This window comes from Streptosporangium sp. NPDC006013 (genome assembly GCF_040614275.1).
Taxonomy (GTDB): domain Bacteria; phylum Actinomycetota; class Actinomycetes; order Streptosporangiales; family Streptosporangiaceae; genus Streptosporangium.
In genome coordinates this window covers 1-25,065 of the sequence record NZ_JBEXUE010000107.1, presented here as the reverse complement: position 1 = coordinate 25,065, position 25,065 = coordinate 1, and the positions used below count along the sequence as shown (strand labels likewise).

The 25,065-nt window shown below is 70.5% G+C and carries 19 protein-coding genes and 1 pseudogene; 12 read left to right on the top strand and 8 right to left on the bottom strand.

Annotation, left to right across the window (positions count from 1 at the left end):
• Positions 1 to 66 precede the first annotated feature (66 nt).
• Entirely contained in the window at positions 67 to 984 is a 918-nt protein-coding gene (locus ABZ260_RS18570) for an SDR family oxidoreductase (protein WP_355618795.1), read from the bottom strand.
• Between the two features lie 407 nt (positions 985 to 1,391).
• On the opposite strand from ABZ260_RS18570, the gene ABZ260_RS18565 reads away from it, so the two are divergent.
• The 6 genes and pseudogenes from ABZ260_RS18565 to ABZ260_RS18540 all read left to right on the top strand — a co-directional run bounded on the left by ABZ260_RS18565 (position 1,392) and on the right by ABZ260_RS18540 (position 7,429).
• Positions 1,392 to 2,630 (top strand): histidine kinase, encoded by a 1,239-nt coding sequence (locus tag ABZ260_RS18565; RefSeq protein ID WP_355618792.1) that lies wholly within the window; start codon positions 1,392 to 1,394, stop codon positions 2,628 to 2,630.
• Positions 2,621 to 3,262: a response regulator transcription factor gene (locus tag ABZ260_RS18560; RefSeq protein WP_350956899.1), complete on the top strand. Its 642-nt coding sequence runs from the start codon at positions 2,621 to 2,623 to the stop codon at positions 3,260 to 3,262. The genes ABZ260_RS18565 and ABZ260_RS18560 overlap by 10 nt, the downstream gene beginning before the upstream one ends.
• A 4-nt stretch (positions 3,263 to 3,266) precedes the next feature.
• Positions 3,267 to 4,055: a hypothetical protein gene (locus tag ABZ260_RS18555; protein ID WP_355618789.1), complete on the top strand. Its 789-nt coding sequence runs from the start codon at positions 3,267 to 3,269 to the stop codon at positions 4,053 to 4,055.
• Between the two features lie 100 nt (positions 4,056 to 4,155).
• Entirely contained in the window at positions 4,156 to 4,785 is a 630-nt protein-coding gene (locus ABZ260_RS18550; protein WP_355618786.1) for a TetR/AcrR family transcriptional regulator, read from the top strand.
• A gap of 232 nt (positions 4,786 to 5,017) precedes the next feature.
• Positions 5,018 to 6,409, top strand: a pseudogene (locus ABZ260_RS18545) (GH1 family beta-glucosidase); the annotation flags it as partial.
• Positions 6,401 to 7,429 (top strand): LacI family DNA-binding transcriptional regulator, encoded by a 1,029-nt coding sequence (locus ABZ260_RS18540; RefSeq protein WP_355618798.1) that lies wholly within the window; start codon positions 6,401 to 6,403, stop codon positions 7,427 to 7,429. The pseudogene ABZ260_RS18545 and the gene ABZ260_RS18540, both read left to right, overlap by 9 nt.
• Positions 7,430 to 7,450: 21 nt before the next feature.
• On the opposite strand, the gene ABZ260_RS18535 is transcribed toward ABZ260_RS18540, so the two are convergent.
• Together ABZ260_RS18535 and ABZ260_RS18530 are read right to left on the bottom strand one after the other, a co-directional pair.
• On the bottom strand, positions 7,451 to 11,137 hold the full coding sequence (locus tag ABZ260_RS18535) for a hypothetical protein (protein ID WP_355618783.1): 3,687 nt from the start codon (positions 11,135 to 11,137) through the stop codon (positions 7,451 to 7,453).
• Positions 11,138 to 11,850: 713 nt separating this feature from the next.
• On the bottom strand, positions 11,851 to 12,378 hold the full coding sequence (locus tag ABZ260_RS18530) for a hypothetical protein (protein ID WP_355618780.1): 528 nt from the start codon (positions 12,376 to 12,378) through the stop codon (positions 11,851 to 11,853).
• A 411-nt stretch (positions 12,379 to 12,789) separates the two neighbouring features.
• Here ABZ260_RS18530 and ABZ260_RS18525 point away from each other — a divergent pair, with 411 nt between their 5' ends.
• Both ABZ260_RS18525 and ABZ260_RS18520 read left to right on the top strand, forming a co-directional pair.
• The gene (locus tag ABZ260_RS18525; protein ID WP_355618777.1) at positions 12,790 to 13,317 is read left to right on the top strand and encodes a signal peptidase II; all 528 of its coding nucleotides are present in this window, start codon (positions 12,790 to 12,792) and stop codon (positions 13,315 to 13,317) included.
• A gap of 367 nt (positions 13,318 to 13,684) precedes the next feature.
• On the top strand, positions 13,685 to 14,770 hold the full coding sequence (locus ABZ260_RS18520) for a glycoside hydrolase family 43 protein (RefSeq protein ID WP_355618774.1): 1,086 nt from the start codon (positions 13,685 to 13,687) through the stop codon (positions 14,768 to 14,770).
• Between the two features lie 183 nt (positions 14,771 to 14,953).
• Here ABZ260_RS18520 and ABZ260_RS18515 read toward each other — a convergent pair whose 3' ends face one another.
• Together ABZ260_RS18515 and ABZ260_RS18510 are read right to left on the bottom strand one after the other, a co-directional pair.
• On the bottom strand, positions 14,954 to 17,404 hold the full coding sequence (locus ABZ260_RS18515) for a metallophosphoesterase (RefSeq protein WP_355618771.1): 2,451 nt from the start codon (positions 17,402 to 17,404) through the stop codon (positions 14,954 to 14,956).
• A 212-nt stretch (positions 17,405 to 17,616) separates the two neighbouring features.
• The gene (locus ABZ260_RS18510) at positions 17,617 to 18,297 is read right to left on the bottom strand and encodes a helix-turn-helix domain-containing protein (protein WP_355618761.1); all 681 of its coding nucleotides are present in this window, start codon (positions 18,295 to 18,297) and stop codon (positions 17,617 to 17,619) included.
• 82 nt (positions 18,298 to 18,379) lie between these two features.
• Between ABZ260_RS18510 and ABZ260_RS18505 the strand changes: the two genes are divergently transcribed.
• On the top strand, positions 18,380 to 19,849 hold the full coding sequence (locus ABZ260_RS18505; RefSeq protein ID WP_355618758.1) for an MFS transporter: 1,470 nt from the start codon (positions 18,380 to 18,382) through the stop codon (positions 19,847 to 19,849).
• 165 nt (positions 19,850 to 20,014) lie between these two features.
• Here the strand turns inward: ABZ260_RS18505 and ABZ260_RS18500 are convergent, their stop codons facing one another.
• Positions 20,015 to 20,494 carry a hypothetical protein gene (locus ABZ260_RS18500; RefSeq protein WP_355618755.1) on the bottom strand — a complete coding sequence of 160 codons (480 nt, stop codon included), beginning with the start codon at positions 20,492 to 20,494 and terminating at the stop codon, positions 20,015 to 20,017.
• A 294-nt stretch (positions 20,495 to 20,788) separates the two neighbouring features.
• Here ABZ260_RS18500 and ABZ260_RS18495 point away from each other — a divergent pair, with 294 nt between their 5' ends.
• The 3 genes from ABZ260_RS18495 to secY all read left to right on the top strand — a co-directional run bounded on the left by ABZ260_RS18495 (position 20,789) and on the right by secY (position 23,208).
• A complete protein-coding gene (locus ABZ260_RS18495) occupies positions 20,789 to 21,427 on the top strand; it encodes an HNH endonuclease family protein (protein WP_355618752.1) in 639 nt (212 codons plus the stop codon).
• Entirely contained in the window at positions 21,424 to 21,696 is a 273-nt protein-coding gene (locus ABZ260_RS18490; protein WP_355548052.1) for a hypothetical protein, read from the top strand. Before ABZ260_RS18495 ends, ABZ260_RS18490 begins: the two co-directional genes overlap by 4 nt.
• 198 nt (positions 21,697 to 21,894) lie before the next feature.
• Positions 21,895 to 23,208, top strand: a complete 1,314-nt coding sequence (secY, locus tag ABZ260_RS18485) for a preprotein translocase subunit SecY (protein WP_355618749.1) — start codon at positions 21,895 to 21,897, stop codon at positions 23,206 to 23,208.
• Here the strand turns inward: secY and ABZ260_RS18480 are convergent.
• Together ABZ260_RS18480 and ABZ260_RS18475 are read right to left on the bottom strand one after the other, a co-directional pair.
• Complete coding sequence (locus tag ABZ260_RS18480) at positions 23,183 to 23,848, bottom strand: response regulator transcription factor (RefSeq protein WP_350923148.1); 666 nt, start codon at positions 23,846 to 23,848, stop codon at positions 23,183 to 23,185. The genes secY and ABZ260_RS18480 overlap by 26 nt on opposite strands.
• 55 nt (positions 23,849 to 23,903) lie before the next feature.
• A complete protein-coding gene (locus tag ABZ260_RS18475; protein WP_355618745.1) occupies positions 23,904 to 24,926 on the bottom strand; it encodes a histidine kinase in 1,023 nt (340 codons plus the stop codon).
• Positions 24,927 to 25,065 lie beyond the last annotated feature (139 nt).

Below are 25,065 nucleotides of genomic sequence, written 5' to 3'. Positions count from 1 at the left end.
GCGGTGTCACCTGCCCCCAGAGCGAACGGCGCACCGGACGGGGAACGCGGGCGGGCTCCCGCGATGTCAGGAGGTCCGGGCGAGGAAGTCCCGGTAGTAGGTGATGAAATCAGGCTGCGAACCGTCGACGTCCGTGAAGCCGTACTCCGCCGCCAGCCCGCCCGTGCTGTACGAGCCGCCGGTCCTGGCCATGATCTCCGGGTCGGCGGCGAGCGCGGCCACGGCCCGGCCGATGTAGGCGGGCGTCTCCGAGGCGGCGAAGTGCGGATCCTTCAGCGCGCCGTCCCGCCAGTTCTCCTCGGTGACGCCGAAGTGGTCCAGCATGGCCTCGGAGCGCAGGAAGCCGGGGGTCAGCGCGACCGCCGCCACACCGTGCGGCTTCAGCTCGGCGGCCTGGTTGCGGGCGAGCCGGATGACCGTGTGCTTGGCCAGGTCGTAGAAGAACGAACCGCGATAGCCGCCCAGCACCTCGTCGACATCACGCTCGGTGCCGTCGGTGATCTCGACGACCAGGCCACTCCGCCGGGCGATCATCAGTGGCAGCGCGAAACGGCTGGTGATGATGTGGGTGTCCACGGCCCGGTGCAGCATGCGCAGCCCGTTGTCCAGGTCGTGCTCCCAGAGCGGCCTGTCCCACTCGGCGAGCGGATCGCCGCCCCACACGTCGTTGACGAGCAGGTCGAGCCTGCCCTGCTCGCTTCCGATCCGGTCGACGAGCGCGCGTACCTGCTCGGGGTCGGAGTGGTCGCAGCGGACGGCGACGCCGGTCCCGCCGCGCGCCGAGACCAGTTCGGCGGTGTCCTCGATCGTCTCCGGCCGGTCCAGGTCGGAGCGGCCCTGCCTGGTGCTGCGTCCGGTGACGTACACGGTCATGCCCGCCGCGCCGAGTTCGGCGGCGATGCCGCGTCCGGCGCCCCGGGTCCCGCCCGCGACGAGCGCGATGGCTCCGCCCGCCTGCACGGCATCTCCCTGGTGGTCCTGCACGGGATCTCCTTCTCTGTCCGGTCTCGGGTATGCGGAGGCCACAGCTCGGGCGAGTGCCCCAGGACGGCGCGCGAGATCCCGCCGAGCCCCCACCCCGTTAGTGAATGACTGTTCGTTAACCGTACCCGGTCCGGCCAGATTTATAAACGAACAGACGTTTATAAACGGGAGAGCAGGGTCAGGCACGAGAGCACAGCGGGTTCGGTGCCGTCCCGTCCTGCCCGCCACACCCGTGAGGCCCCGGGGGCATCGGGGGCATCGAGGATCTCGACGCCGTTTCCGCTCCAGACCCGGGCTCCGGCTCACGCCGGAAGGCGCCCCGGCGGTACAAGGGTGGGGTAAACCCCACCTTTTTCCGGGATACCTCGCCCATGTGCCCGAGCCGCCGCAGTCCCTACGGTGGTCCCATGAGCGGCATCGAGGCGACCACCCCCTGGTCGAGGATCAGCGCCCACTGGTCGGCACAGACCTGGCTCCGCACCGCGCACCTGGTGACGGGCCTGCCGATCGCCCTGCTGGGCGCGGCGGTGATCGTGGGCCTGACCGTGGCGTCGGTGCTGTTCGTGTGGACCGTGGTGGTCCCGGTGGTCGCGCTGCTGCTGTTCTTCTGGGTCGTCCGGCTGCTCACCCGGGTGCAGCGGTCCCGGTTCGCCGCCTTCCTCGACGTCGACATCCCCCCGGTCCCGCACCGCCCGCTGAGCAGGAACCCCTTCGGGCGGCTGCTCCAGGAGGCCAGGACGCGGAGCACCTGGCGCCGGCTCTCGTACCACCTGCTGGCCCCGCTGATCAGCGGCGTCGGCGCCGCCTCGGTCGTCGGGGCATGGGCGGGCGGCCTGGTCACCGCCGCGCTCGCGATGCGGAGCTGGGCGATGGGGGAGACCTGGCAGAGCACGGTGTTCATCCTCGTCTCGGGGACGCTGCTCGTCTCCGGGCCGTGGGTGGCCCGCGGATTCGCCGTGCTGGACGTGATCGCCGCCGAGGCCCTGCTCGGCCCCAGCCTCAGCGACCAGCTGGTGCTGCGGGTCGAGACGCTGCGGGAGAGCCGGGCCGGGGTGGTCGACGCCGCTGACGCCGAGCGCCGCCGTATCGAGCGGGACCTGCACGACGGCACCCAGCAGCGGCTGGTGTCGCTGGCGATGAACCTGGGCATGGCCCGTGCGACCCTCACCGACCTGCCGGAGCCCGCCCGCGAGGTGATCGTGCAGGCGCACGAGGAGGCCAAACAGGCGCTGAAGGAACTGCGCGACTTCGTCCGGGGGCTGCACCCGGCCGTGCTCAACGACCAGGGCCTGGACGCGGCGCTGTCCGGCCTCGCCGCGCGGGCCCCGTTTTCCGTGCGGCTGAACGTCGACATCTCCGAGCGGGTCTCTCCCACGGTCGAGGCGGTGGCGTTCTTCGTCGTCTCCGAGGCGCTGACCAACATCACCAAGCACGCGCGGGCGTCCGGCGCCGAGGTCACGGTGGAGCGCCACGGCGACCGGCTGCACCTGGCCGTCCACGACGACGGCCAGGGCGGCGCGGACCCCGACCTGGGAACGGGGCTGCGCGGCCTGGCCCGCCGGGTCGGCTCCGTGGACGGCATCCTGTACGTCGACAGCCCGCCGGGTGGGCCGACGACGATCAGAGTGGAGCTACCGTGCGCGTAGTGCTCGCCGAGGACTCCGTACTGCTGCGAGAGGGGCTCATCCGCCTGCTCGGCTCGGTGGGCATCGAGGTCGTGGCCGCCGTCTCCGACGCCGAGGGGCTGCTGCGCGCCGTGGACGAACACGTTCCCGACCTCGTCGTCACCGACGTGCGGATGCCGCCCTCGCACACCGACGAGGGCCTGCGCGCGGCGCTCGTGCTCCGCCGCCAGCGGCCGACACTCGCGATCCTCGTGCTCTCCCAGTACGTCGAGGAGCGCTACGCCACCCAGCTGCTGTCCACCGCGACCAGCGGGATCGGCTACCTGCTCAAGGATCGGGTGGCCGACGTCGAGGAGTTCCTCGACGCGCTGCGCCGGGTCGCCGCCGGAGGCACCGCGCTGGACCCCGAGGTGGTCGCCCAGCTCCTGCTGCGCAGGCACAGCGACCCGTTGGACCGGCTGACCCGCAGGGAGTACGAGGTGCTCTCGCTGATCGCGGAGGGCCGGTCCAACACCGGGATCGCCGAGGCCCTGGTGGTCTCGGAGAGCGCGGTCGGAAAGCACATCAACAACATCTTCACCAAGCTCGACCTCTCCGGCGCCGACAAGGACCACCGCCGGGTACTCGCCGTCCTGCGATTCCTGAAGGTTTGAGAACATGCCGATACGGAGCAACGCCAGAAAAGCCTGGATCGTCGTGGGCGGTACGCTCACCGCGCTCACCGTGGCCCTCACCTCCATCGCGGCGTGGAGCGAGGTCACCCAGGCCCGCCGGGTCTCCGAGACCACGCTGCGGTCCCACGCGCTCACCTCGCCGGGGATCGTCGTGGAGACCACCGGTTACGTCAACGTCTCGGTCGTCGGCGGCGCGGAGCGGCGGCTGGACCTGGAGCGGACGCTCCAGTGGACCCTGGACCGGCCCGTGGTCACCGAGGACTGGGACGGGCGGACGCTCACGATCGGCGTCCGCTGCCCCGGCGGCGACCGTCCAGACGGCCCGAACTGCCGGGCCGACTACACCCTGAGCCTGCCCGGGACCACCGACGTCGAGGTGCAGAGCCGCTTCGGGACCGTGTCGGTCAACGGCCTCTGGGGCGACCTGCGCCTCTCGACCGCCACGGGCGACGTGGTCGTGGACGGCGCGCGGGGCGCGCTGCGGGCACGGACGGAGGTGGGGAACGTGCACGGCACCGGTCTGAGGTCCGCCGGGGCCGACGTCGAGACCGGCGTCGGAGACGTCGAACTGGGGTTCGCGAGCCCGCCCGGCGACGTCAGGGCCGTGGTGCGGACGGCCGGGAACGTGGAGGTCAGGGTGCCGGGCGAGGACGGTTACGACGTGCGGGCCGGCGACGGGAACGCGACCGTCCAGGTGCGGCGCGACTCCGCCGCCCCGCGACGGATCACCACCCTGACCGCGGCGGGCGAGACGCGTATCCTCCCCTCGTGACCCGCGCCCCTCACCGGCGGGGTATTGCGCACACAGGTTTGACCGGGTCGAAACCAGTACGTGGCCCTCCCCGCCCTCGTGCGGGACTTGAATGGGAATCATGCTTCCCTCCGACGACCCGCAGGGCCAGGCGGTCATCGACATCGCGGCGCGGCTCTTCGCCGCGTTCGGCTACGACGGCACGTCGCTGCACGATATCGCGGAGGCCTCGGGGGAGGACATGACGTGGCTGCAGCAACGGTTCGGCGACAAACGTGAGCTCTACCTGACCGTCGTCGACCACGGCAGCCGGATGGAGCGCGGCATCGTGACAGATGTGCTCAGCGCCCTCCCGGCCGCCGACCCCGAGGAGGCCCGCGCCGTCGTGTACCGGCTCGCGACGCGCTTTCTGGAGTTCTTCCTCGCCAACCCGCAGGTCCCCTCGCTGTGGGCGCACCGCTGGCTCGGCGACGCCGCCGACATCCCCGAACTTGAGGCGACCTACAAGGACCCCGTCATCCACCTCGTCTGCGACGCGTTGCGCCCCGCCGCGGAGGCCGGTCTGATCGACGACCGGGTGAACCTGGAACAGACGGTGCAGACGCTGATCTGGAGCGTGTACGGGTTCATGCACGGCGAGATCAACACCGATGGGCACGGCTCCGCCTCCACCGACCCTCAGGCGCGGCAGGCCTTCCTCGCCCATCTCCAGCAGCTGGTCGACCGCATGCTGACCCCGCGCGGCGCCTGAGGGCGTGCGCCGGGAGGTCTCCCGCGGTCCCGGAGCGGCCTCGTTGCCGGCGGTATCGGTTACCGTGTCACCGATCACGAACACGGGACCGGGGGAGGCACACCAGTTCGGAATGGCGGTCCTCTCGACGCCGGACCTCGGCCGTGCCCAGAATGTCGGTGAGGTGTTTCCACCGGCCAGGACGTTCCGCGCGTCCTGGCAATCGCGAGAACCAACGGGGAGTTGTCGAAGGATGACCGCAACGACCATCTCGGCTCGGGGCGAGACCCTGGCCTTTCCCGACGGCTTCGTCTGGGGGGCGGCCACCGCCGCGTACCAGATCGAGGGCGCCGCGCGAGACGACGGGCGCGGTCCGTCGATCTGGGACACCTTCTCCCACACGCCCGGCAGGACCGCCGGCGGCCACACCGGCGACGTGGCCTGCGACCACTACCACCGCTACGCCGGCGACGTCCGGATGATGGCGGAGCTGGGTCTCGGGGCGTACCGGTTCTCGGTGGCCTGGCCCCGGATCCAGCCGTCGGGCTCCGGACCCGCCAACGCCGCCGGGCTCGACTTCTACGACCGGCTGGTGGACGAGTTGCTGGCGGCCGACATCGCGCCGTACGTGACGCTCTATCACTGGGATCTCCCCCAGGCGCTGGAGGACCTCGGCGGGTGGACCAACCGTGACACGGCCTACCGCTTCGCCGACTACACGCGGATCGTGCACGACCGGCTCGGCGACCGCGTCGGGACGTGGATGACGGTCAACGAGCCATGGGTGGCCGCGGTGCTGGGATACGGCATCGGCGCGCACGCGCCGGGCCGCGCGTCGGCGGCGGAGGCCTTCCGCGCCTCCCACCATCTCCTGCTCGCCCACGGGCTGGGCGCCCGGGTACTGCGCGAGTCGGGCGCCCGCGAGATCGCCCTCACCCTGAACCTCGCACCGGTGATCACACCCGACCAGGTGAACGACCCCGACCTCGTGCCGTCCGCCGAGGACGCCGAGGCGGTGAACCGGATCGACTGCCTCATCAACCGGCAGTACCTCGACCCCGCCCTGCGCGGAAGTTATCCCGCCCCGGCGCTCGCGATCATGGATCGGATGGGCGGACTCGACCACATCCGCGACGGCGATCTCGAAGCGATCAACCAGCCCCTCGACCTGCTCGGGATCAACTACTACACGCCCTGCGTGGTGCGGTCGGAGCCGGGTGAGCCGGCCAACGCCGCCTATCCCGGGAGCGAGGACATCCGCTTCAGCGGCGCCCCCGCCCCGACGACCGCGATGGGCTGGGCGATCGTGCCGACCGGGCTCACCCAGCTGCTCACCCGGCTCTCGCGCGACTACCCCGAGGTCGGCCTGCTGGTCACCGAGAACGGCGCCGCGTTCGACGACGTGGTGACGGGCGACCGCGTGCACGACACCGACAGGACCGCCTTCTTCGAGGGCCACCTGCGGGCCGCGCACGCCGCCATCGAGGCCGGTTCGGATCTGCGCGGCTTCCTGGTCTGGTCGCTGCTGGACAACTTCGAGTGGGCCGAGGGATACGACAAGCGCTTCGGGATCGTGCACGTCGACTTCGAGACGCAGCGGCGGCTGCCCAAGGACAGCGCGCTCTGGTACCGCGAGGTGATCCGGCACAACGGGCTGCACCGCGAGCGGGTCAGGCGTCCCACGCTGGAGGCGGTCGCCGCCCGCGCCGGCGTGTCGAGGTCGACGGTCTCCCGAGTGATCAACGGTGAAGGCACGGTCAGCGACGAGTTCCGCGCCATCGTCCTGAACGCGGTCAACGAGCTGGGCTACGTCCCCAACTCGGCGGCCCGCTCCCTGGTGACCAGGCGCACCGACTCGATCGCGCTGGTCGTCTCCGGCTCCCCGGCCGGGGCGTACGCCGACGACCCGCTGTTCTCAGCGACCGTCCGCTCGGCCACCCGGGAGCTGGAGGACGCGGGCAAGCGGGTCACCCTCATGCTCGCCGACTCGGCCGAAGGCCGGCTCCGAGTCGAGCGGTACGCCGCCTCGGGACACCTGGACGGGGTGGTGCTCGACTCGACGCTGAGCTCCGACCCGCTGCCCACCGCGCTGGCCCGTACCGGCATCCCCGTCGTGTCGCTCGGCAGGCCCGCGGTGTCGGCGCCCACCTCGTACGCCGACATCGACAACACCGGCGGCGCCGCCTCGGCGGTCAGGCACCTGCTCGCCCGGGGACGGCGGCGGATCGCCGCGATCGCCGGTCCCCCGGACACGATCGCCGCGCAGGACCGGCTCAGGGGGTACCGCGAGGCACTGCGCGACACCGGGCACCGGTCGATCATCGCCGTCGGCGACCTCACCCTCGCCTCGGGCGCGGACGCGATGCGCCAGCTGCTGCGGGACGACCCGGCGCTCGACGCGGTCTTCGTGGCCGGCGACCTGATGGCGATCGGCGCCCTGCGGGTGCTGAGCGAGTCGGGGCGACGGGTGCCCGACGACGTCGCGATCGTGGGGTTCGACGACATCGGGGCCGCCTCCTACACCGTGCCCGCGCTCACCACGGTACGCACGCCCAGGACGGACCAGGCACGGGCGGCGGTGCGCCTGCTCCTGCGCCAGATCGACGGCGGCCCCGCCTCGTCGACGATCCTGCCCACCGAGCTGGTCGTCCGGGAGTCCACCTGACGCACCGGCCGCGAGCCCCGGTCAGCGGGAGGTCTGCAGGTACGCCTTTCGTTCGTCCGGGGTCAGCTCGCGGATGGTGCGGTCACCGGCGAGCCGGAGCACCTCCTCCATCGGGCCGCACACGTCGCACCGCCAGACCCGCACCGTGGAGTCGCCGTGCGCGGTGACGAGGTTACGGCTGTCGCGGGCGAACTCCACGCTCTCGACGGAGGCGCCGTAACCGTGGAAGACCACCGGCTCGCCCTCGCCCGCGGCCGCCTGGATCCTGACCGTGTTGTCGTTGCCGCTGCTGGCCACCCACTGCCCGTCGGGGCTGAAGGACACGCTCCACACCAACCCACGGTGGCCGCGGAGCACCACCGGCTCACCGCGTCCCGAGACGTCCCAGACCCGGACGGTACCGTCGCTGCCGCCGCTGGCCAGCCGCCGCCCGTCGGGGCCGAAGGACACGTTCCACACCATCCCCTGGTGGCCGCGGAGCACCACCGGCTCACCATGCCCCGAGACGTCCCAGACCCGGACCGTGCCGTCCTCACCCGCGCTCGCGACCCGCCGCCCGTCCGGGCTGAAGGCGACATGCCTGACCAACCCCCGATGGCCGCGGAGCACGAGCGGCTCACCATGCCCCGAGACGTCCCAGACCCGGACCGTGCCGTCACTGCCCCCGCTGACCAGCCGCCGCCCATCCGGGCTGAACGCGGCGTTCCACACCGTCTCGAGGTGGCCGCGGAGCGCGACCGGCTCACCGCGCCCGGAGGCGTCCCAGACCCGGACCACACCGTCCCGCGTGGCGCTCGCCACCCGCCGCCCGTCCGGGCTGAAGGACACGCCGAGCATCTCCCCGCCACCGGGACTCAGGACCACCGTGCCGCCCTTGCCGGTGACATCCCCGATGCGGACCGTCCCGTCACTGCCGGCGTCGGCCACCCGCCGCCCGTCCGGGCTGAACGCCGCGTCCCATACCTCTCCGGTGTGACCGCGCATGATGGCGGCGTCGCCCACCGCCGTCACGTCCCAGAGCCGTACGGTGCCGTCATCGCTCGCGCTGGCCAGCATCCGGCCATCGGGGCTGAAGTCGGCGCCCCACACAGTCCCTCGGTGACCGCTCAGCAGCAGCGGGGCGATGGTGTCGCCCGCGCTCCAGACGTTGACCGTGCCGTCGTTGCCCACGCTGGCGATCCTGCGCCCGTCGCGGCTGAACGCCACCCCCTCCACGGTGCCGTCGTGCCCGCGTAGCACCATGGAGGAGCCGTCGCCCGGTATGTCCCACAGCCGCGCGGTGCCGTCGGTGCTCGCGCTCACCAGGCGCCGACCGTCCGGGCTGAACGCCACGTTCTCCACCGAGTTCTCGTGCCCGCGAAGCACGGTGGGCCGTTCCTTGCCCTCCGGATCCCAGAGCCGCACCGTACCGTCGCCGCCCCCGCTGGCCAGGCGCCGGCCGTCCGGGCTGAACGCCACCCCCAGGGCCCGCCCCTCGTGCCCGCGGAGCACGACCGAGGACGCGCCGGCCCACCCGCCGCCGCCCGCCTTCCACACCCGCACCGTGCCGTCGTCTCCGCTACTGGCCAGGCGCCGCCCGTCCGGGCCGAAGGACACGTTCCAGACCTCTCCCGTGTGCCCCGGGAGAACCGCGGGCCGGTCACCGCCGGTCAGATCCCACACCCGTACAGTGCCGTCGACGCCCGCGGTGGCCAGGTAGCGCCCGTCGGGGCTGAACACCGGGCTCCACGCCTGGCCTTCGTGCCCCCGCAACACGACCGGGTCCCCCGCCGGCAGGCCCTGCCCGGTCGTCCGCCACACCCGTACGGTCCCGTCACCGCTGCTCGCGGCCAGCAGGCGCCCGTCCGGGGAGAAAGCGACGCCGCAGACCTTGCCCCCGTCGACGGGCAGGATCAGACGCACCCGGGAGTCGACGACCGCCTGTCGCAGGACCGCGGCGGCCTCGACGGTGGGGCTGACCTCGTACGCCCGCCGGGCCAGCAGCAGGCTGAGCTGGGGGTCGAGCTGGAGCTGGCCTCGGGCGTCGGCGGCGAGCTGGCGGGAGTAGGCGAGATTCTGCTCGTACCTGGCCCGATCCGCCTGGACGAGGGCCATCACCGCCAGCGCGCAGACCACCATGCCGACCGCCGTCACGCTGATCAGCACCCGGCGGGCCCGCCTGCTGCTCGCCGCGCGCTCGCGGGCCTCGCGGGCCCGCGCGGCCTCCAGGAAGGCACGCTCGGAGTCGTTGAGCCGGTCAAGCTCGCGACCGTCCCAGGCGGTCAGGCGTATCCCCCGGTAGAGCAGCTCGTCCTCACGCCCGTGCTGCTCCCACTCCGCCGCGGCCTCGGTGAGGCGCCGGTGCAGGCGTACCAGCTCCCGATCCTCGGCGAGCCAGCCCCGCAGCCTGGGCCACGAGCGGATGACCGCCTCGTGCGCCACCTGGACGCTGTCCTCGTCGACGGTGAGCAGCCTGGCCTCGGTGAGCCTGGTCAGCACGGTCGCCACCGCCGTGCCGTTCGGTCCGGACAGCAGCTCGTCGGGAGTGACGCGACGGCGGGTGTCCTCGGTGCCCTCGCCCAGCGCGGTCAGGCGCAGGAACACGTTCTTGACCAGATGGCGCTCCCGGTCGCCGGACTCGTCGTAGACCCGCTCGGCACTCTGCGCGATCGCCCCCTGGATGCCGCCGGCGGCGCGGTACCCGGCCAGTGTCATCGCGTCGCCCCTGCGCCGCTTCCACGTCTCCAGCAGCGCGTGCGAGAGCAGCGGCAACGCCCCCGGCTCCCGGCGGCAGTCGCCGAGGATGGCCTCGACCAGCGCCCGGTCGACCTTGAGCCCGGCGCGGACCGCCGGTCCCGTGACCACCTGCCGCAGATCCTCCTCGTCCATGGGCCCGATCAGCAGCTGCCGGTCGCGCAGCGCGGCCACCAGCGGCGGGTACTCCGCGCACCGGGCGTAGAAGTCCGCGCGGACCCCCAGCACCACCCGCGCCCGGTCGTCGGTACCGTCCGCCGCGGTGAGCAGCCAGTCGAGAAAGGCCACCCGCTCCCTCTCGTCGCGGCAGAGCGTGAAGACCTCCTCGAACTGGTCGACCACTATCACGGCGCGTGCCGATTTCGGCCGTCCCTCAAGCAGCTGGCCGATGTCGAGGCGGGCGCTCCCGTGCTCGGCCAGCAGCCCCGTGTGGAGCACCGAGGCGCTGGCCCCCATCTCGTTCGCCATGGCGATCGCGAGCTCCTCCAGCGGGTGCTCGCCCGGGGTCAGCAGCAGCGTCGGCCACGCCTTACTCCCCCACAGTGCCCCGTCCCACAGCGCCGGTAGCAGGCCCGCCCGCAGCAGCGAGGACTTGCCGCTCCCCGACGGGCCGAAGACCGCCAGCAGGGAGGTGTCCTCCAGTCGCGCGCGCAACTCACCGACCAGCTCCCGGCGCCCGAAGAACCGGTCGGCGTCACCGGGATCGAAGGTCACCAGTCCCAGGTACGGGGCGTCCTCGTCCTTTCTGGCCCGCTCCGCCGCGTCGGCCGAGGCGAACTCCGCGGCCAGTGTCCGCCACCGCTTCTCCCAGGCCTCGGGATCGCCGCCACACGCCTCGACGTAGGCCAGGGTGACCGCGAGCGTGGGAAAGATCTCTCCACCGGCCGCCTCCGACAGCGCGGTCACCGAGTAGTGCGCACGCCGGGACAGTTCCCGGTAACTCGGCCGCCCGGCCTCGGTCCGCAGCTGCCGCAACTCTGACGCGAACCGCTGTAGCGGACTCGCGTCGGGATCGAGAGCCCTTTCCGGTCGCCCCATTCAGCCCCCGCCGACACGCGATCGTCGCTCGTCTTCTCCCGAAGATCGATTCTGGACAAGCGAGATGCAACCATGCCTGCCCGTACCGGTCCAGTGGATGGCGAGAATCCCTCGTGGACATGACGAAATCGGCGCCCGTCGAAAACGACGTCGCCGATGGGCACCTCACCCCCGCACCGGCCCCTTGAGAAAACGGTGCGGGGGTTCTCGTGCCGCCGTTTCGGAATCGTTCTCATGCGATCCGGTGGCGAGGCGCCGGCTCCTCCGTTCCCCGGCGGAGGGCCGGCGGCCGGGCACCGCCAGAACCGACTTCGGCCTGCGGACCGATGTGGGCGGAGACGGGTCCCGGTGCTCGGGCGCGCCTCACGTCATCCGGCCGCTTTCGCGGCGCTCGTGGCGGGCGCGGTCGGGGAGGTACGCGGATGCGAGCAGGGCTACATCTCCGGCCTCGGCACCGGGGAGGATGTCACATGGCGTCCCTTCGGTCAGCGAGCCGTCTCATCGACGGGCTTTACTCACCTGTTTAGCGGTTTCCTGTTTGTCCAGCACATATCTCATGCACTGGACAAACAACCCTTGGCGCGACGGCGGACCCGCTTCCTCCCGTCATGACGTGTGAGCAGCCCATCGCCGATCCGGGCGAGACGCGCTCAGCCGTGCACCTTCTTCCCGTCCGCGCCGACCGCGTACCAGTCGGCGCCGAAACTGTTGAGGTCCTGCCCGGTCGTCTCACCGGCCTTGGTGTCCTTGATGAAGTAGTAGAGCGGGTAGTGGTTGTAGGTCACCTGGGTCGTGCCGTCATCCCGCTTGGTGGTGCCGAGCAGCTGCTCCTTGACGCCCTTGCCCGCTCTGGGCTTTCCCTCCGTGAGGTACGGCGGCCACGCCTGCGCGCAGGGGCCGGAACACGACGACTTCCCGCCCTTGTCCTTCTCGAAGAGGTAGAGCGTGCGGTCCCCCTCGCCGACCAGCACCTTTCCGATCTTCGTATCTCCCAGCCGGACCTCGGCCCTGGTCCCCGACGGGGCCGAGGGCGAAGACGGGGCAGGGGTCCCCGGCGATGTGGGCGACGCGTTGACCTGGTTCGCGACCATCGGCTCGGTCGCGCTCCCGTCCCCGGCGCCGCACCCGGCCGCGAACACCCCGAGCGCGAGCACGCCGGCATGAAGCAACTTCCTCATCTCCGACCCTCCAGGTAGCGGTGTACTGCTGCTGCACAGCAGACACTCCGCGCCCCCGGCACAGGGCCACGACACGTACCGCTTGGCCATGCCTTTGCCCACCGCCGACATCTCGCTCAGTGGAGGCGAACCGGCCGGACAGGTCCCGGTCCCCACCACCGCTGGGAGCCGCCGTCGAACGGGTGCCGGAGCAGATGCCAGCCGGCGCCACGGTCCGGGCCACCCCCGGTGTCCCCTTCAACGCCTGTGCCCGAGAGCACATCGACCGGTAATCTCACCGACGAGACGCTGCTCCGCCCCGCACGCGACACCGACGTCGCTCCTCAAGCACGACCCTTCCCGCCCACGACGCTCAGGGGCAGGGCCGCTCTCTGGATTCGATGCGAGAGAACTACAGATTGTGGGGTAAAGGTGGCGGTCGGACGGAGTGCGCAGGCGGCGAGGGGAAGGCTACGACTGTACGGGTGGATGCTCGCGCTGGCCGCAGTGGTCCTTATCGCGGACCAGACTTCGAAGACCTGGGCGATCTCGGCGCTCTCGGACGGCGAGCGTATCCCGGTGATCCCACAGCTGATCCAGCTGCGACTGCTGTACAACCCCGGTGCCGCGTTCTCGATCGGGGCGGGCACAACGTGGGTGTTCGCGCTGGCGGCGGCCATCGCGGTCATCGGCATCCTGTACACGGGGCGGCGGCTGCGCTCGCCCGCCTGGACCGTCGCGCTGGGCGGGCTCCTGGGCGGCGCCACGTCCCACCTGCTTGATCGCCTCCTGCGTTCCCCCGGGTTCGGCCGGGGGCATGTCGTCGACTTCATCGACTACGGCGGCCTGTTCGTCGGCAACGTCGCCGACATCGCCCTCGTCGGAAGCTGCGCCCTGCTCATGCTGCTCAGCCTGCGTGACGTCCCCCTTGGCGGGGTGGCCGACAAGGGGCATGCCTGAGCCGCGCCCTCCGTCTTCCGCGGATGGGGGCTCCCTCCGGAAGGCACTCACCGGTCACCCCTCGCCGATCCCGGCCGTCCTCAGGCAGTGACCGCCCTCGCCGCACCTGCCACGAGATCCGAACAGCGCGCCCACGATGCCCACACGCGCCGTGTCCTGCCCGACGGATCGCTTGTGGTCAGCCTGCGGTGGGGTCGGTGACCAGGTTCAAAGGCGCGTCGGTGCCGGCCGGTGGCGTGGGGCTGCGGTGGTGACTGTCGGTTCGTACCTTGTCGTCGCGCCGTTCTGGCGAACCCTTGAATGAGCATCGAATCTATTAGTAAACTTTACTAAAAGTTTTTGCGGGACCGTAGGTAGAAGGAGCCTCATGAAAAGACATGCTCTTCGACTGATGGTCATCGCCCTCGCCCTGACCGCCATCGGCGGCATCACCGCCTCCCCCGGCACCGCCGCACCGGCCGCCGAGCAGTCCGTGACCCTCGGCCGCACCACCCTGGGTGGCGCTGACCCCAGCGTCATCCGGGTCGGCAACCTCTACGTCGCGGCCAAGTCGGTGAACGGCGGCGTCGCTGTACGGACGGCGACCACTCTCGCGGGCATCGCCGACGCGCCCCCGCGCCAGGTATGGAAGGACACCGGCAACCTCGGTGAGGTGTGGGCGCCCGAGATCGTGCACCACAACGGCCGCTACCACATCTACTTCGCGGCGGGCCGCAGCGCCGCCCACCGGATGTACCACATCAGCTCCGCCACCGCCGACTCCGGCTATTCCGCCGCGACGAAGGTCGCCCTGCCCGGCGACAAGTGGGCCATCGACGGCGTGCCGTTCACCTTCAACGGCCAGCGCTGGTTCGTGTGGTCCGGCTGGGCGGGCGACACCAACGTCGAACAGAACCTCTACATCGCCCGGATGAGCAGCCCGACCACGACCACCGGCGGCCGTTACATCATCTCCCAGCCGCGGGAGCCGTGGGAGCGGGTCGTCGGCGACCCGTTCATCAACGAGGCCCCCGAGCCGATCCTCGACCCGAACGGGCAGTTGCACATCGTGTACTCCGCGAACGGCAGTTGGAGCAGCCAGTACTGCCTCGCCGATCTACGGCTGCGTTCCGGTGGTGACCCGACGAACGTGTGGGACTGGTACAAGAGCAACGGTTGCCTGTTCGGCTCGCACGCGGCGTACATGATGGCGGGCTGGACCCCGACGCTGCACGTGGACGGCCCGGGCCACCACACGTTCGTGCTGGAGCGCGGGGACATCGCCACCAGCCCACCGTCCGGCAACCGGTTCCCGACCATGTACCACGCTGTTGCCAAGGGCACGCCGTACAATTGGTCCAACCGGTACTGGTACACCGGCACGGCCGTCTGGTGGAGCAAGACCACCTACCGGCGGGCGAACGTGCCCGGCGCCAACACCAACGTCGGGTACAGCCTCAAGTTCTTCGAATGACGCACCCGCGACACCTGATCCACCGTCCTTGGCGTGGGCAGTGCCGCGCTCGGTTTGATGGCGTGGCGGGACCTCGACCTGGTAATGGCTCACAGGATCTACGACGGTCACCGTGCGGTGCCGCGGCACCGCACGGTGACCGTATCCCTGAAGCCGACCCCCAGAAGGCCAGGGCCGAAGGGGTCATCGCGTAGCGAGGAACTCCTCGATGGCCGCTGCGACCTCCTTGCCGGTGGCATGGCCGGCCACGATCCGCATCACGCGGCCCTGCAGGCCCTCTTCGCCAAACCGGTGGTAGGTGTCTGAGATCAGCAGGTCCAGCCAGGGGCGGGCAATGTGAGCAGGCTTGCCCCCGTGCGGCCGGCCGAGGACCGCCGTGACGGCCTCGGTGATCCGCCGCTTCGCCGCCGCGGCGCTTTCGGACAGCGCACCACGGCGATCAGCCGGCAGCTGGTCGATGATCGTCGTCACCTTGCCGAGGTCGGCGATCGCTGCGTCGATCTCGTCCGAATCGGTCAGGTCGTTCGAGGCGATACCCGTGAGCAGGTCCTGAGCCTGGACGATCGTCTTCACCACCTCCAGCCGCTGGGTCAGCGCGTCGGCGTCGGCGCCCTTGGTGAGCTTGGCGATCACGGCCTCGGCGGCCTGGACCTTCGCGGCCGACGGGTCCGCCTCGGCGGCGGCGACCGCGTCCTTGGCTTCCTTCAGCAGTTTCTCCTGGCCCCCGGCGAGCTCGACGCTCATCGATCCGATGATGAAGGGCAGGTTGTTGGCGCCGACGATCCGCATGTCAGCGTTGCCGTTCTGCCGGTTGCGGAACATCACCTGCGGCAGGTCGAGCGCTACGGTCTGCCAGGTGTCCACCATCTGCGAGGTGATCTGCACCCGCGCAGTGCTCTGGTAGGCCGAGCCGGTGGCCGCGGAGTCGTACTGGAGGACGAACGAGCCGGTCACCGGAGAGCGATACTCGATGGTCGCCGTGGCGTCATACGGGCCTCCGCTGATGTAGGCGTCATCGATCCCGAGATAGAGGTTGTTACCGGTGTTGAAGGTGTTCTTGTCCACCTGGAGTGCGCGGCGGCCGTCAATGGTGATCTCGTGGGCCGGACCGCTCTCGTAGGGGATCCAGTTCAGGCCGTCGGGTTCGCCGGAGAAGTCCATCGAGACGCGGCTCACTCTGGGCGCGGGCGGAACAACGCCGATCTTCACTGCGGAGATGGCGAGGGGAAGGTTGGCCGGAGCCGACAGTCGCAGGTCGGCGCCGCCGTTCTGCCGGTTCGTGAACCGGATGTCGGGGACCTCGATCGTCGCGGTCTGCCACTGGTTCACCTGGTCCGCGCCGATCGAGACCGACGCCGACTTCTGGTAGGCCGACCCGCTGGTCGCGGAGTCGTACTGGAGGCTGAACGAACCGGTGACCGGGGAGCGATAGCTGATCGTCGCCTTGACCTTGTACGGCCCACCGGAGATCGCCGCGTCGTCGACGAACAGGTAAAGCTGGTTGGCGCCGGCGAACGGGTTCTTCTGCAGGTCGAGCGCCTTACGGCCGTCGACCGTGTTCTCGAGGTAGGGGCCGTCCTCGTAGTTCCTGTACGTCAGCCCGTCACCATTGCCGGCCGCCAGGTCGAACGAGACGGTGTACTTGTTGGGAACAGGGGTCTGCCCGGGATCGGGATTCGGATCGACCCAGTCGGAACGCTCCGCCAGGTACGCCCTGCCCTGGGCGTCCTTCTTCAGGATGAAGTAATAGTCGACCCTGCCCGGCAGCGACAGGAATTCGGCCTTCAGCGACTCCTTGGTCACGATGAGCCGCATGGCCCCGAAATGCTCCGCGTCGCGGAACTTACTACCGGGGGTGATGCTGAACAGTGGGGTGAGACCCGCGCCGCCGTTGCCGGTGATCGCGATGTTGTAGCCGTCCTCGGTGACGATGTGCTCGGCGTGGTGGTCGTGGCCGGCGAGGATCAGGTCGACCTCGGGCAGCTTCACCCACGACCGGTCCGGGTTGTTGCCGGCCTTGCCGGAGGAGAAGAGCGGCTGGTGTTCACCGGTGAGCACCCATTCGGCCGTACTGCCGGTGACCGTGTTCTTGTACTTCTCGTAGATGGGCGGCATCGTGCTGCCCGACGACGTCTGGCAGTTGGCGTCGGGGTTGACGAAGTCGACCAGCCCGTTGCCGAAGCCCGCCACGTACGCCGCCGGGACTTTGAAGTAGTCCACGCTGGGCTTGACACTCTCCGGGCTGCACCCGTTGCCGTAATCATGGTTACCCATGATCGGGAAGAACTTGCCGGCGTCGATGTCGGCCTTGTACGGCGCCTGGGCTTTCACCACCTCCGCGGGCAGGCCCTGCTGGTAGGTGTTGTCGCCGACGGTCAGGATGGCCGCGGGATTCCATGAGTGCACCATGTCGGCCACCTGGTATTCCTCGGCACAGGTGCGGTCCGCACCGCAGCCGCCGTAGTCACCGATCACAGCGAGGACCATCTGGTCCTGCGGCGGCCGACTGGGATCCACCGCTGGGGTGATCCGCTCCAACTCGTTCCCTGCCGCCTGAGCGGCCTGAGACGCCAGTGAGGTGATCGCCACGACAACTGCCGCCAGTATTAACAACACTCTCTTACCGAATGACACGTTCTAGCCCTTATCGCCATGTCCACCCAACCATGAACCTGGCTGACGCTAGATCGCGTCTCCGACCATGAAACGACTACCGGACAAACATGGATATACGATCACATAACTTCGCAGCGGGCGCGCACCCCGGGACAGACTGACCAGCCGACCCACCGCCCGATCCCTCACCACCTACGATCACTGACCACACACGGCTTGGCATCAATCATCTAGTGGACGCCGGAGCGGCGGCGGTGGGCCTTCTGGCGGCATGCCGCGCCGCAGAACCTGGCGGGCCTGCCCGTGCGCGCGACGTGGATCGGAGCGCCGCACACCTCGCATCCCGACGGGCCCACCCCGGCACGACTTTCGTTACGCGGCGCTGCCGCCACCCATGTTTCGTTACGATTGGCCGTCACGTTGCCGCGTTTCGTCGCGCTGTCACGTCGCATCGCCCCCCGCGCGCCATCGCGTCCCGCCACGGCCGGCGCGGCCTCCGCGCGGGCGTCGTAGTCCGCGCGGGCGGCGGCGATCTCGTTCTGGTGCCGCTCCGTCCAGGTGACTAGCGACTGGATGGTGTCGTGCAGGGTCACGCCGAGCGACGTGAGCTCGTAGTCGACCCGGGGCGGCACGACGGGGTGCACAGTGCGGCGCACCAGGCCGTCCCGCTCCAGTTGGCGCAGGGTGACGGTGAGCATCCGCTGGCTGACGCCGTCGATCTCCCGGCTCAGCTCGGTGAACCGGAGGGTGCGCCGGTCGAGGAGCGCGATGACGAGCAGCGACCACTTGTCCGCGACGCGGTCGAGGATCTGGCGGACCTCGCAGTCCTCCCTGGTGTCCCACTGCCGGGCGTCGACGTAGGAACCGGTGTCCGCGCAGTGACTCGGTGACTTCGAAGTGCCTTCTTCCATGGTCGTTGATGGTGCCCCATGATGCGACTACTTACAAGAGGGAACCGATAACGGTCCCTCCCTTCCCACAAGGAGCCGTCTCGTGTCCACACCACTGTCCCCGCCGCCCGGCGGCGCCGACCGTACGGATCACATCGGCGGGCGCGCCCGGGGCATGCTGCTCGTGCTGTGCGGCGCGATCTTCCTGGAGGGGATCGACGTGGCGATGCTGAACGTGGCTCTGCCGTCGATCCGCGCCGATCTGGGCCTGACCACCGGATCGCTGAGCTGGGTGATGAGCTCCTACATACTCGGCTACGGCGGCTTCATGCTGCTGGGCGGGCGAGCCGCCGACCTGCTCGGCCGGCGGCGGATGTTCCTGGCGTGGCTCGGCGTCTTCGTCGTCTTCTCCGGCCTGGGCGGGTTCGCGACCGAGGGCTGGGTCCTCGTCGTCGCCCGTTTCGTGACGGGAGTGGCCTCCGCGTTCATGGCGCCCGCGGGCCTCTCCATCATCACGACGAACTTCGCCGAGGGGCCGCGGCGCAACCGTGCCCTGCTGGTCTACGCGGGTACGGCCGCGGCCGGATTCTCCCTCGGCCTCGTCGTCGGCGGCCTGCTGGCCACGGTCAGCTGGCGATGGGTGTTCTTCGCGCCGGTGATCCTGGCCTCCGCGATCCTCCTCGCCGCCCTTGCCCTCATCCCCGGCGACAGCCGCCCGCCCCGCTCCACCGGAGGCTTCGATCTGGCCGGTGCGGTCACCGTGACCGGCGCGATGTTCGCGCTGGTGTTCGCGGTCGTCCGGCTGGAGGACCCCGGCTCGGGATGGGGCTGGACGGTCGCCGCGCTCGCCGCCGGGCTCGTACTGCTCGCCGCCTTCACCGCGATCGAGCGGCGGTCGGCCGCACCGCTGATACGCCTGGGCATCCTGCGCTCGGGTCCGCTCGTCCGCGCCAACCTCGGCGCGCTGCTGTTCGGCGGCTCGTTCTTCGGATTCCAGTTCCTCGTCGTCCTCTACCTGCAGGAACTGCGCGGCTGGTCGTCGTTGCAGGCCGCCCTGGCCCTGCTGGTCGTCAGCATCGACGCCGTACTCGCCCCCACCCTCACCCCCCGGCTGGTGAACCGCTTCGGCAACGTCCGGGTGATCCTCGGCGGGCTGTGCCTCGCCGCCGTGGCCTACGCCCTGTTCCTGCCGGTCGGTCTCGACTGGACGTACGCGGCGATGTTCCCGACCATGCTCCTGCTCGGCCTCGCCTTCGCCCTGACATACGGGCCGCTCACCATCGCCGCGACCGACGGCGTGCCCGAGAGGGAGCAGGGGGTCGCCGGCGGCCTGCTGTACACCTCGTTCCAGTTCGGCTCGGCGCTCGGCCTGTCGGCGGCGACCGCCGTCAACGTCGCCGCCACCGGGGCCGGCGGATCGCTCCTGGCGGGGCTCGACGGCTTCCGCGCGGCCCTGTTCGTCCCGGTCGTGATGGTCGTCGCGGGAGCGGCCATCACGGTGTCCGGCCTTCGCGGGCGCACCGGGTCCGGCGGCACCCGCCACCGGACCCCGGTCGTCGCCGAGGCCGGGTAGGGCGGGCGTTCCGGGATATCGACAGGATCGGCGACGCGCTGGGCGGGGACCGCCTCGCGACCGACTTCGACCACGGTGACGGGCCGGCGCCCGATGAGGCCCGATCGATCGTCGACCGGGCCCCCGTGCACTGACCCTGCACCCCCGTGTGGAGACCCCATCAGGTCAGAAGGCGTCGCCCCAGCGGCCGCAGTCGTCGAACTTGTCGGTGCCCTCGCACACCCGGACCTTGAAGTCGTCGAAGCCGCTGCTCCCCTTGAACCCGCCGAACCGGTCGATGTCACCGTGACCGAGGGTCTTGAAGACCTTGGTGTGCGAACCGAACCGGTCGTGCCACTTGAACCACACGTAGCTGTAGGAGCGGTCGCGGTCACGGTCGAACAGGTCGCCGTAGAACCAGTAGCGGCCGCCCTCCTTGGTCCAGTAGCCCTTGAAGTAGGACCGGTGCCCGAAGTCCTCGCCTCGGCCGAAGCCGGAGTAGTAGGGGCCGAAGAAGTGCTTGCTGAAGGTCTGTGCCTGCTGCGGGGCGGTCGCGGTGGTCGTCGTGCCGGCGGTCGAGGCCGTCGCCGCCGGGGCCACGGTCACACCGGCCAGCAGCGAACCGGCCAGGACCGCTCCGGCGAGAAGTGCGCGCTTCGTGCTCATGTTCATGCTCCCGTGAGTGCGGTGTGGAGACTTGTCGTTCGGACACCACAGACGTTAGAAAGCTATGAAGAACCCTTCTGCGTACGAATCCACACTCATCCCCGAGAGTGCACTATTACGCATTCCCGCCCCTCCATGACGGCCGAGGGGACCCGCACCGCGGCGGTCCGGGATCGAACGGCTCTCGATGTCGGCGCCACCCGAGTCATGATCACGTCATCGCTCCGGCAGGGATCTCCATGAGGGCGCGCTGGAGCGGCCGGGCGACGGTATCGATCATTACGGTGCTGGCGCGTGAAGATCCTCATGCTGACGGGCGCCGCGGCGTCCGCCCTCGTCCTGTCCCTGCCCGCCATCGCCGCGACGGCACCGGCCGCTCTTCCCGAGCCGCCGTCCGTCACCGTCGCCCGAACCGAACTCGACCAGTTGAAGACGGCGGCGCCGCGCCCGATGACCGGCTACTCCCGCGCCAAGTTCCCGCACTGGTCCGCCCAGGGCGGCGCCTGCAACACGCGCGAGAAGGTCCTCGCCAGGGAAGGCTCGCTCGTCTTCCAGGACGGCCGGTGCCGGGCCATCTCCGGCACCTGGAGGTCGGCCTACGACGGGAGGATGATCGCCTCCGCGAGCCAGGTCGACATCGACCACATGGTCCCCCTGGCCAACGCGTGGCGCTCCGGCGCCGACGGCTGGACCACGGAGAAGCGGGGCGAGTTCGCGAACGACCTGAAGAACTCCCAGCTCATCGCCGTTTCCGCCGCGTCGAACAGGAGCAAGGGCGACCAGAGCCCCGACCAGTGGCGCCCGCCGCTGGTGAGTTACTGGTGCACCTACGCGCGCGCCTGGACCGACATGAAGTTCGACTACGACCTCACCGTGACCGACGCCGAGCGGGCGGCGCTGAAGAGCATGCTCGACACCTGCGACGCGGAATGAACGAGCGGTACCGGTCCGAGGTGACCGCCGGTCCCGGTGGGGTGATGACCGACGAGGTGGGAACCGTCACCGGAGACCTCACCGTGGTCACCGAGATCGCCGGCGGCCAGGCCGCCGTCCGCGTGCAGTACACCGGCGCGGAGGAGTGGTACGTCGCCACGGGCAGCCCGCTCCCCGTCTCGGCGGGCAGCGGCGAGGGGATCCACGAGGCGGTGGTGGCGATGATCCGGCACGGCGCGCCCGAGGGTGTCGCCCAGGCGACCGGCTGACACCACCGTCGATGCCCCGCTCTCCGGCCGGCGGGGAGCGGGGCATTTCTCGCGCGTACGAGGCCGGCGCGGGTGGTGCTCCTGGTCGTGGTCGGCCCGGGATCGTCCAGGCGCCGATCAGGGGGTACGCGGATCTGCGTACGGTGAAGCCTCGGGTGAGCGGATGTCCCGGCGCGGCCGCGCGCCCAGACTCTGCGCATGCCGACCATGCTCATTCGTGCCTTCCGCGTGCCCGACCTCCGGAAGAAGATGCTCTTCACTCTGGCGATGATCACGCTGTTCCGGTTCGGGCAGATCCTGCCCGCGCCCGGCGTGAACGTGGTCGCGGTGCGGGAGTGCCTGAACACGACCCGCGGCGGGCTCATCGACATGTTGCAGCTGTTCAGCGGCGGGGCGATGCTGAAACTGTCGGTGTTCGCCCTCGGGATCATGCCGTACATCACCGCCGGCATCGTGATCCAGTTGCTCACCGTGATGGTCCCGCGTCTGGAGGCGCTCAGGAAGGAGGGGCGTCAGGGGCAGGCGAGGATCACCCAGTACACGAGGTATCTGACGGTGGCGCTGGCCGTGCTCAACGCCACCACCGTCGTGTCGCTGGCTCGCGCGGGCCGGATCTTTCCCGGCTGTGACCGGCAGATACTGCACGACCGGAGCCCGATGACGATCGCGGTGATCGTGGTCACCCTGGTGGCCGGGACGTGCGTGATCATGTGGCTGGGCGAGCTGATCACCGACCGGGGGATCGGGAACGGCATGTCCATCCTGATCTTCACGCAGGTCATCGCCGTGTTCCCCTCCTACATGTCGAACATCTTCCTGCTCAGCCCGTTCGCCCTGGCGACGATGCTGGTCGCGGGCGTCTTCCTGGTGGCGGCGGTGGTCTTCATGGAGCAGGCGCAGCGACGGATCCCGGTGCAGTACGCCAAGCGGCTGGTCGGGCGCAGGATGTACGGCGGAACCTCGACCTACCTTCCGCTGAAGGTCAACCAGGCCGGGATCGTCCCCGTCATCTTCACCTCGTCCCTGCTCCTCCTGCCGCAGCTGGCGATGCAGCTGATGGGCGGCACGGGACCGGTCGCGGCGTGGATCGCGCGCTATCTCGTCTCGGGCGACCACCCGGTCTATGTGACGGCGTACCTGGTGCTGATCGTGGCCTTCACCTACTTCTACGTGTCGATCACCTTCGATCCCGTGGAGGTGGCCGACAACATGAAGCGGTTCGGCGGGTTCGTGCCCGGCATCCGGCCCGGACGCCCCACCGCGGAGTACCTGCGGTTCGTGCTCTCGCGGCTGACGGCCCCGGGAGCGGCCTATCTCGGCACGCTGTCGCTGATCCCGATCATCGCGTTCATGCTGCTGCGCGATCCGGCGACCCAGCAGAACTTCCCGTTCGGCGGAACCACGGTCCTCATCATGGTCGGGGTGGGCCTGGACACGGTGAAGCAGATCGAGGCGCAGCTGGAACAGCGCGACTACCGGGGCTTTCTCAAGGGATCGTCAACCCGGATCTGACCGCGAAGACGACCAGCTGGGCGCGGTCGCGGGCGTGCAACTTGACCATGGCGCGGCTGACGTGGGTGCGAACCGTCTCGGGGCTGATGACCAGCTCCGCGGCGATCTCGTCGTTCGATCGGCCGGTGGCGACCCAGGCCACCATCTCCCGCTCCCGGGGAGTGAGGGTGTCGAGGCCCTCGACCGGGGTGATGTCGTGCCGGCCGAACAGCCCGATCACCTTCCTGGTGACGGACGGGGAGAGCAGGGCCTCGCCCGAGGCGACGACCCTGATCGCGTGGGTGAGCTCCTCGGGAGCGCTGTCCTTGAGAACGAATCCGCTGGCCCCGGCCTGGAGGGCGGCAAAGATGTACCGGTCGACCTCGAAGGTGGTGACGACGACCACCCGGGTGGTGTTGAGCGCGGGATCGGCGGCGATGGCACGCAGCGTGTCGATGCCGTCCATGCCGGGCATCCGGATGTCGAGGAGGAGGACGTCGGGGCGGGTGTCACCGAGCAGCCGGAGAGCCGCGGCGCCGTCCGCGGCCTCACCGGCGAACTCCAGGTCGGGCTCCCTGTCGATGAGCGCCCTGAGCCCCATGCGCACGACGGCCTGATCATCGGCGAGCGCCACGCGGATCGTGCCCGCCGGAGAAGTCACGCGGTGTCCTGCGGCGTCAGCCACCGCGGGGCGTCGGTCGTGGAGCTCGCCGGCCTCACGCGATGTCCGGGGAAGGCTTCATGTCGTACCCGGGGGGAGCCTCGTGCGGTGCGCGGGGAAAGCAGGCCACGACCTGGAACCCGCCGCCCTCGCGAGGGCCCGCGCTGAAGGCACCACCGGCCTCCGCCACCCGGACCCGCATCCCGGCCAGCCCTCGGCCCTCGTCCGTTCCGGCACGGCCGCTCCCCCTGTCCGCGACCTCCAGAACGAACCGGCCCGGGTCGCCGGAGACCCGGACCAGGGCTCTGGTCGGGCCGGCGTGGCGCAGGACGTTGGTCAACGACTCGCGCACGACGCGATAGACCGTGCCTTCGAGGTGCGAGGGAACGCTCGGCTCGGCCGGTTCGACGTCGACGGGCAGCCCCGCCGCGCGCACTCCGTCGATCAGCCGGAGCAGGTCGTGGTCGGCGGCCACCGGGTCGATGAGGTCGAGCGCGGAGCGGAGCTGGTTGAGCGCCCGCACGCTGGTCGAGCGGATCGCCTCCAGCGACTCGCGAACCTGGTCGGGCCGCTCGTCGAGCATGAGCAGGGCGACCCCGGCCTGCATGGCGATGGTCGCGAGGCCGTGCCCGGCGGCGTCGTGCACCTCGCCCGCGATGCGCGCCCGCTCCGCGGCGATCAGCTCCCGTGCGCTCGTCGACGCCCGCGCCGTCTCGCCGACCGGCTCGGTGACCGTTTTCACCAGCAGCGCCGGACGGACCGGCGCCGCGGTCAGACCCCAGCTCGCCGGGACATCCGTGCCCGTGATCCGGTCGCGCGAAGTCTCCGCGTCGAGGACCTGGCCCGCCGGGACACCCGCGCCGGGGGACCTGGCCGCGACACCCGCGTCCAGGGGCTGACTGGCCGCGCTGCGGGCCTGGACGAGACCGCTGGACGGCCACGGGATGGCCAGCCAGCCCACCCAGGCCAGCATGAGGATGACCGGCAGGTCACGGACCCGGCCCAGGCGGGAAAGCGCCACCGCGGCCGCCGCGAGGGAGGCGTGCGGACGGCCGTCCGGATGCGTGGGCTCGGTCACCGTCCTCCATCAGAACAGACTCGGGTGAACCGATCCTAGCCAGTGCCGGGCGGTCCCGTCCGGACCCGGAGGTGAGCGTGCCCTGACCGCCTACCGGCGGTCTCGCAGGGATTCCAGCAGGCGCGACAACTCCTCGGTG

Bases quoted from the DNA above. Each gene is read 5' to 3' on its own strand.
- ABZ260_RS18565 (WP_355618792.1), top strand. From the start codon at position 1,392: ATGAGCGGCATCGAGGCGACCACCCCCTGGTCGAGGATCAGCGCCCAC.
- ABZ260_RS18555 (WP_355618789.1), top strand. From the start codon at position 3,267: ATGCCGATACGGAGCAACGCCAGAAAAGCCTGGATCGTCGTGGGCGGT.
- ABZ260_RS18550 (WP_355618786.1), top strand. From the start codon at position 4,156: ATGCTTCCCTCCGACGACCCGCAGGGCCAGGCGGTCATCGACATCGCG.
- ABZ260_RS18530 (WP_355618780.1), bottom strand. From the start codon at position 12,378: ATGAGGAAGTTGCTTCATGCCGGCGTGCTCGCGCTCGGGGTGTTCGCG.
- ABZ260_RS18520 (WP_355618774.1), top strand. From the start codon at position 13,685: ATGAAAAGACATGCTCTTCGACTGATGGTCATCGCCCTCGCCCTGACC.
- ABZ260_RS18510 (WP_355618761.1), bottom strand. From the start codon at position 18,297: ATGGAAGAAGGCACTTCGAAGTCACCGAGTCACTGCGCGGACACCGGT.
- ABZ260_RS18500 (WP_355618755.1), bottom strand. From the start codon at position 20,494: ATGAGCACGAAGCGCGCACTTCTCGCCGGAGCGGTCCTGGCCGGTTCG.
- ABZ260_RS18490 (WP_355548052.1), top strand. From the start codon at position 21,424: ATGAACGAGCGGTACCGGTCCGAGGTGACCGCCGGTCCCGGTGGGGTG.
- secY (WP_355618749.1), top strand. From the start codon at position 21,895: ATGCCGACCATGCTCATTCGTGCCTTCCGCGTGCCCGACCTCCGGAAG.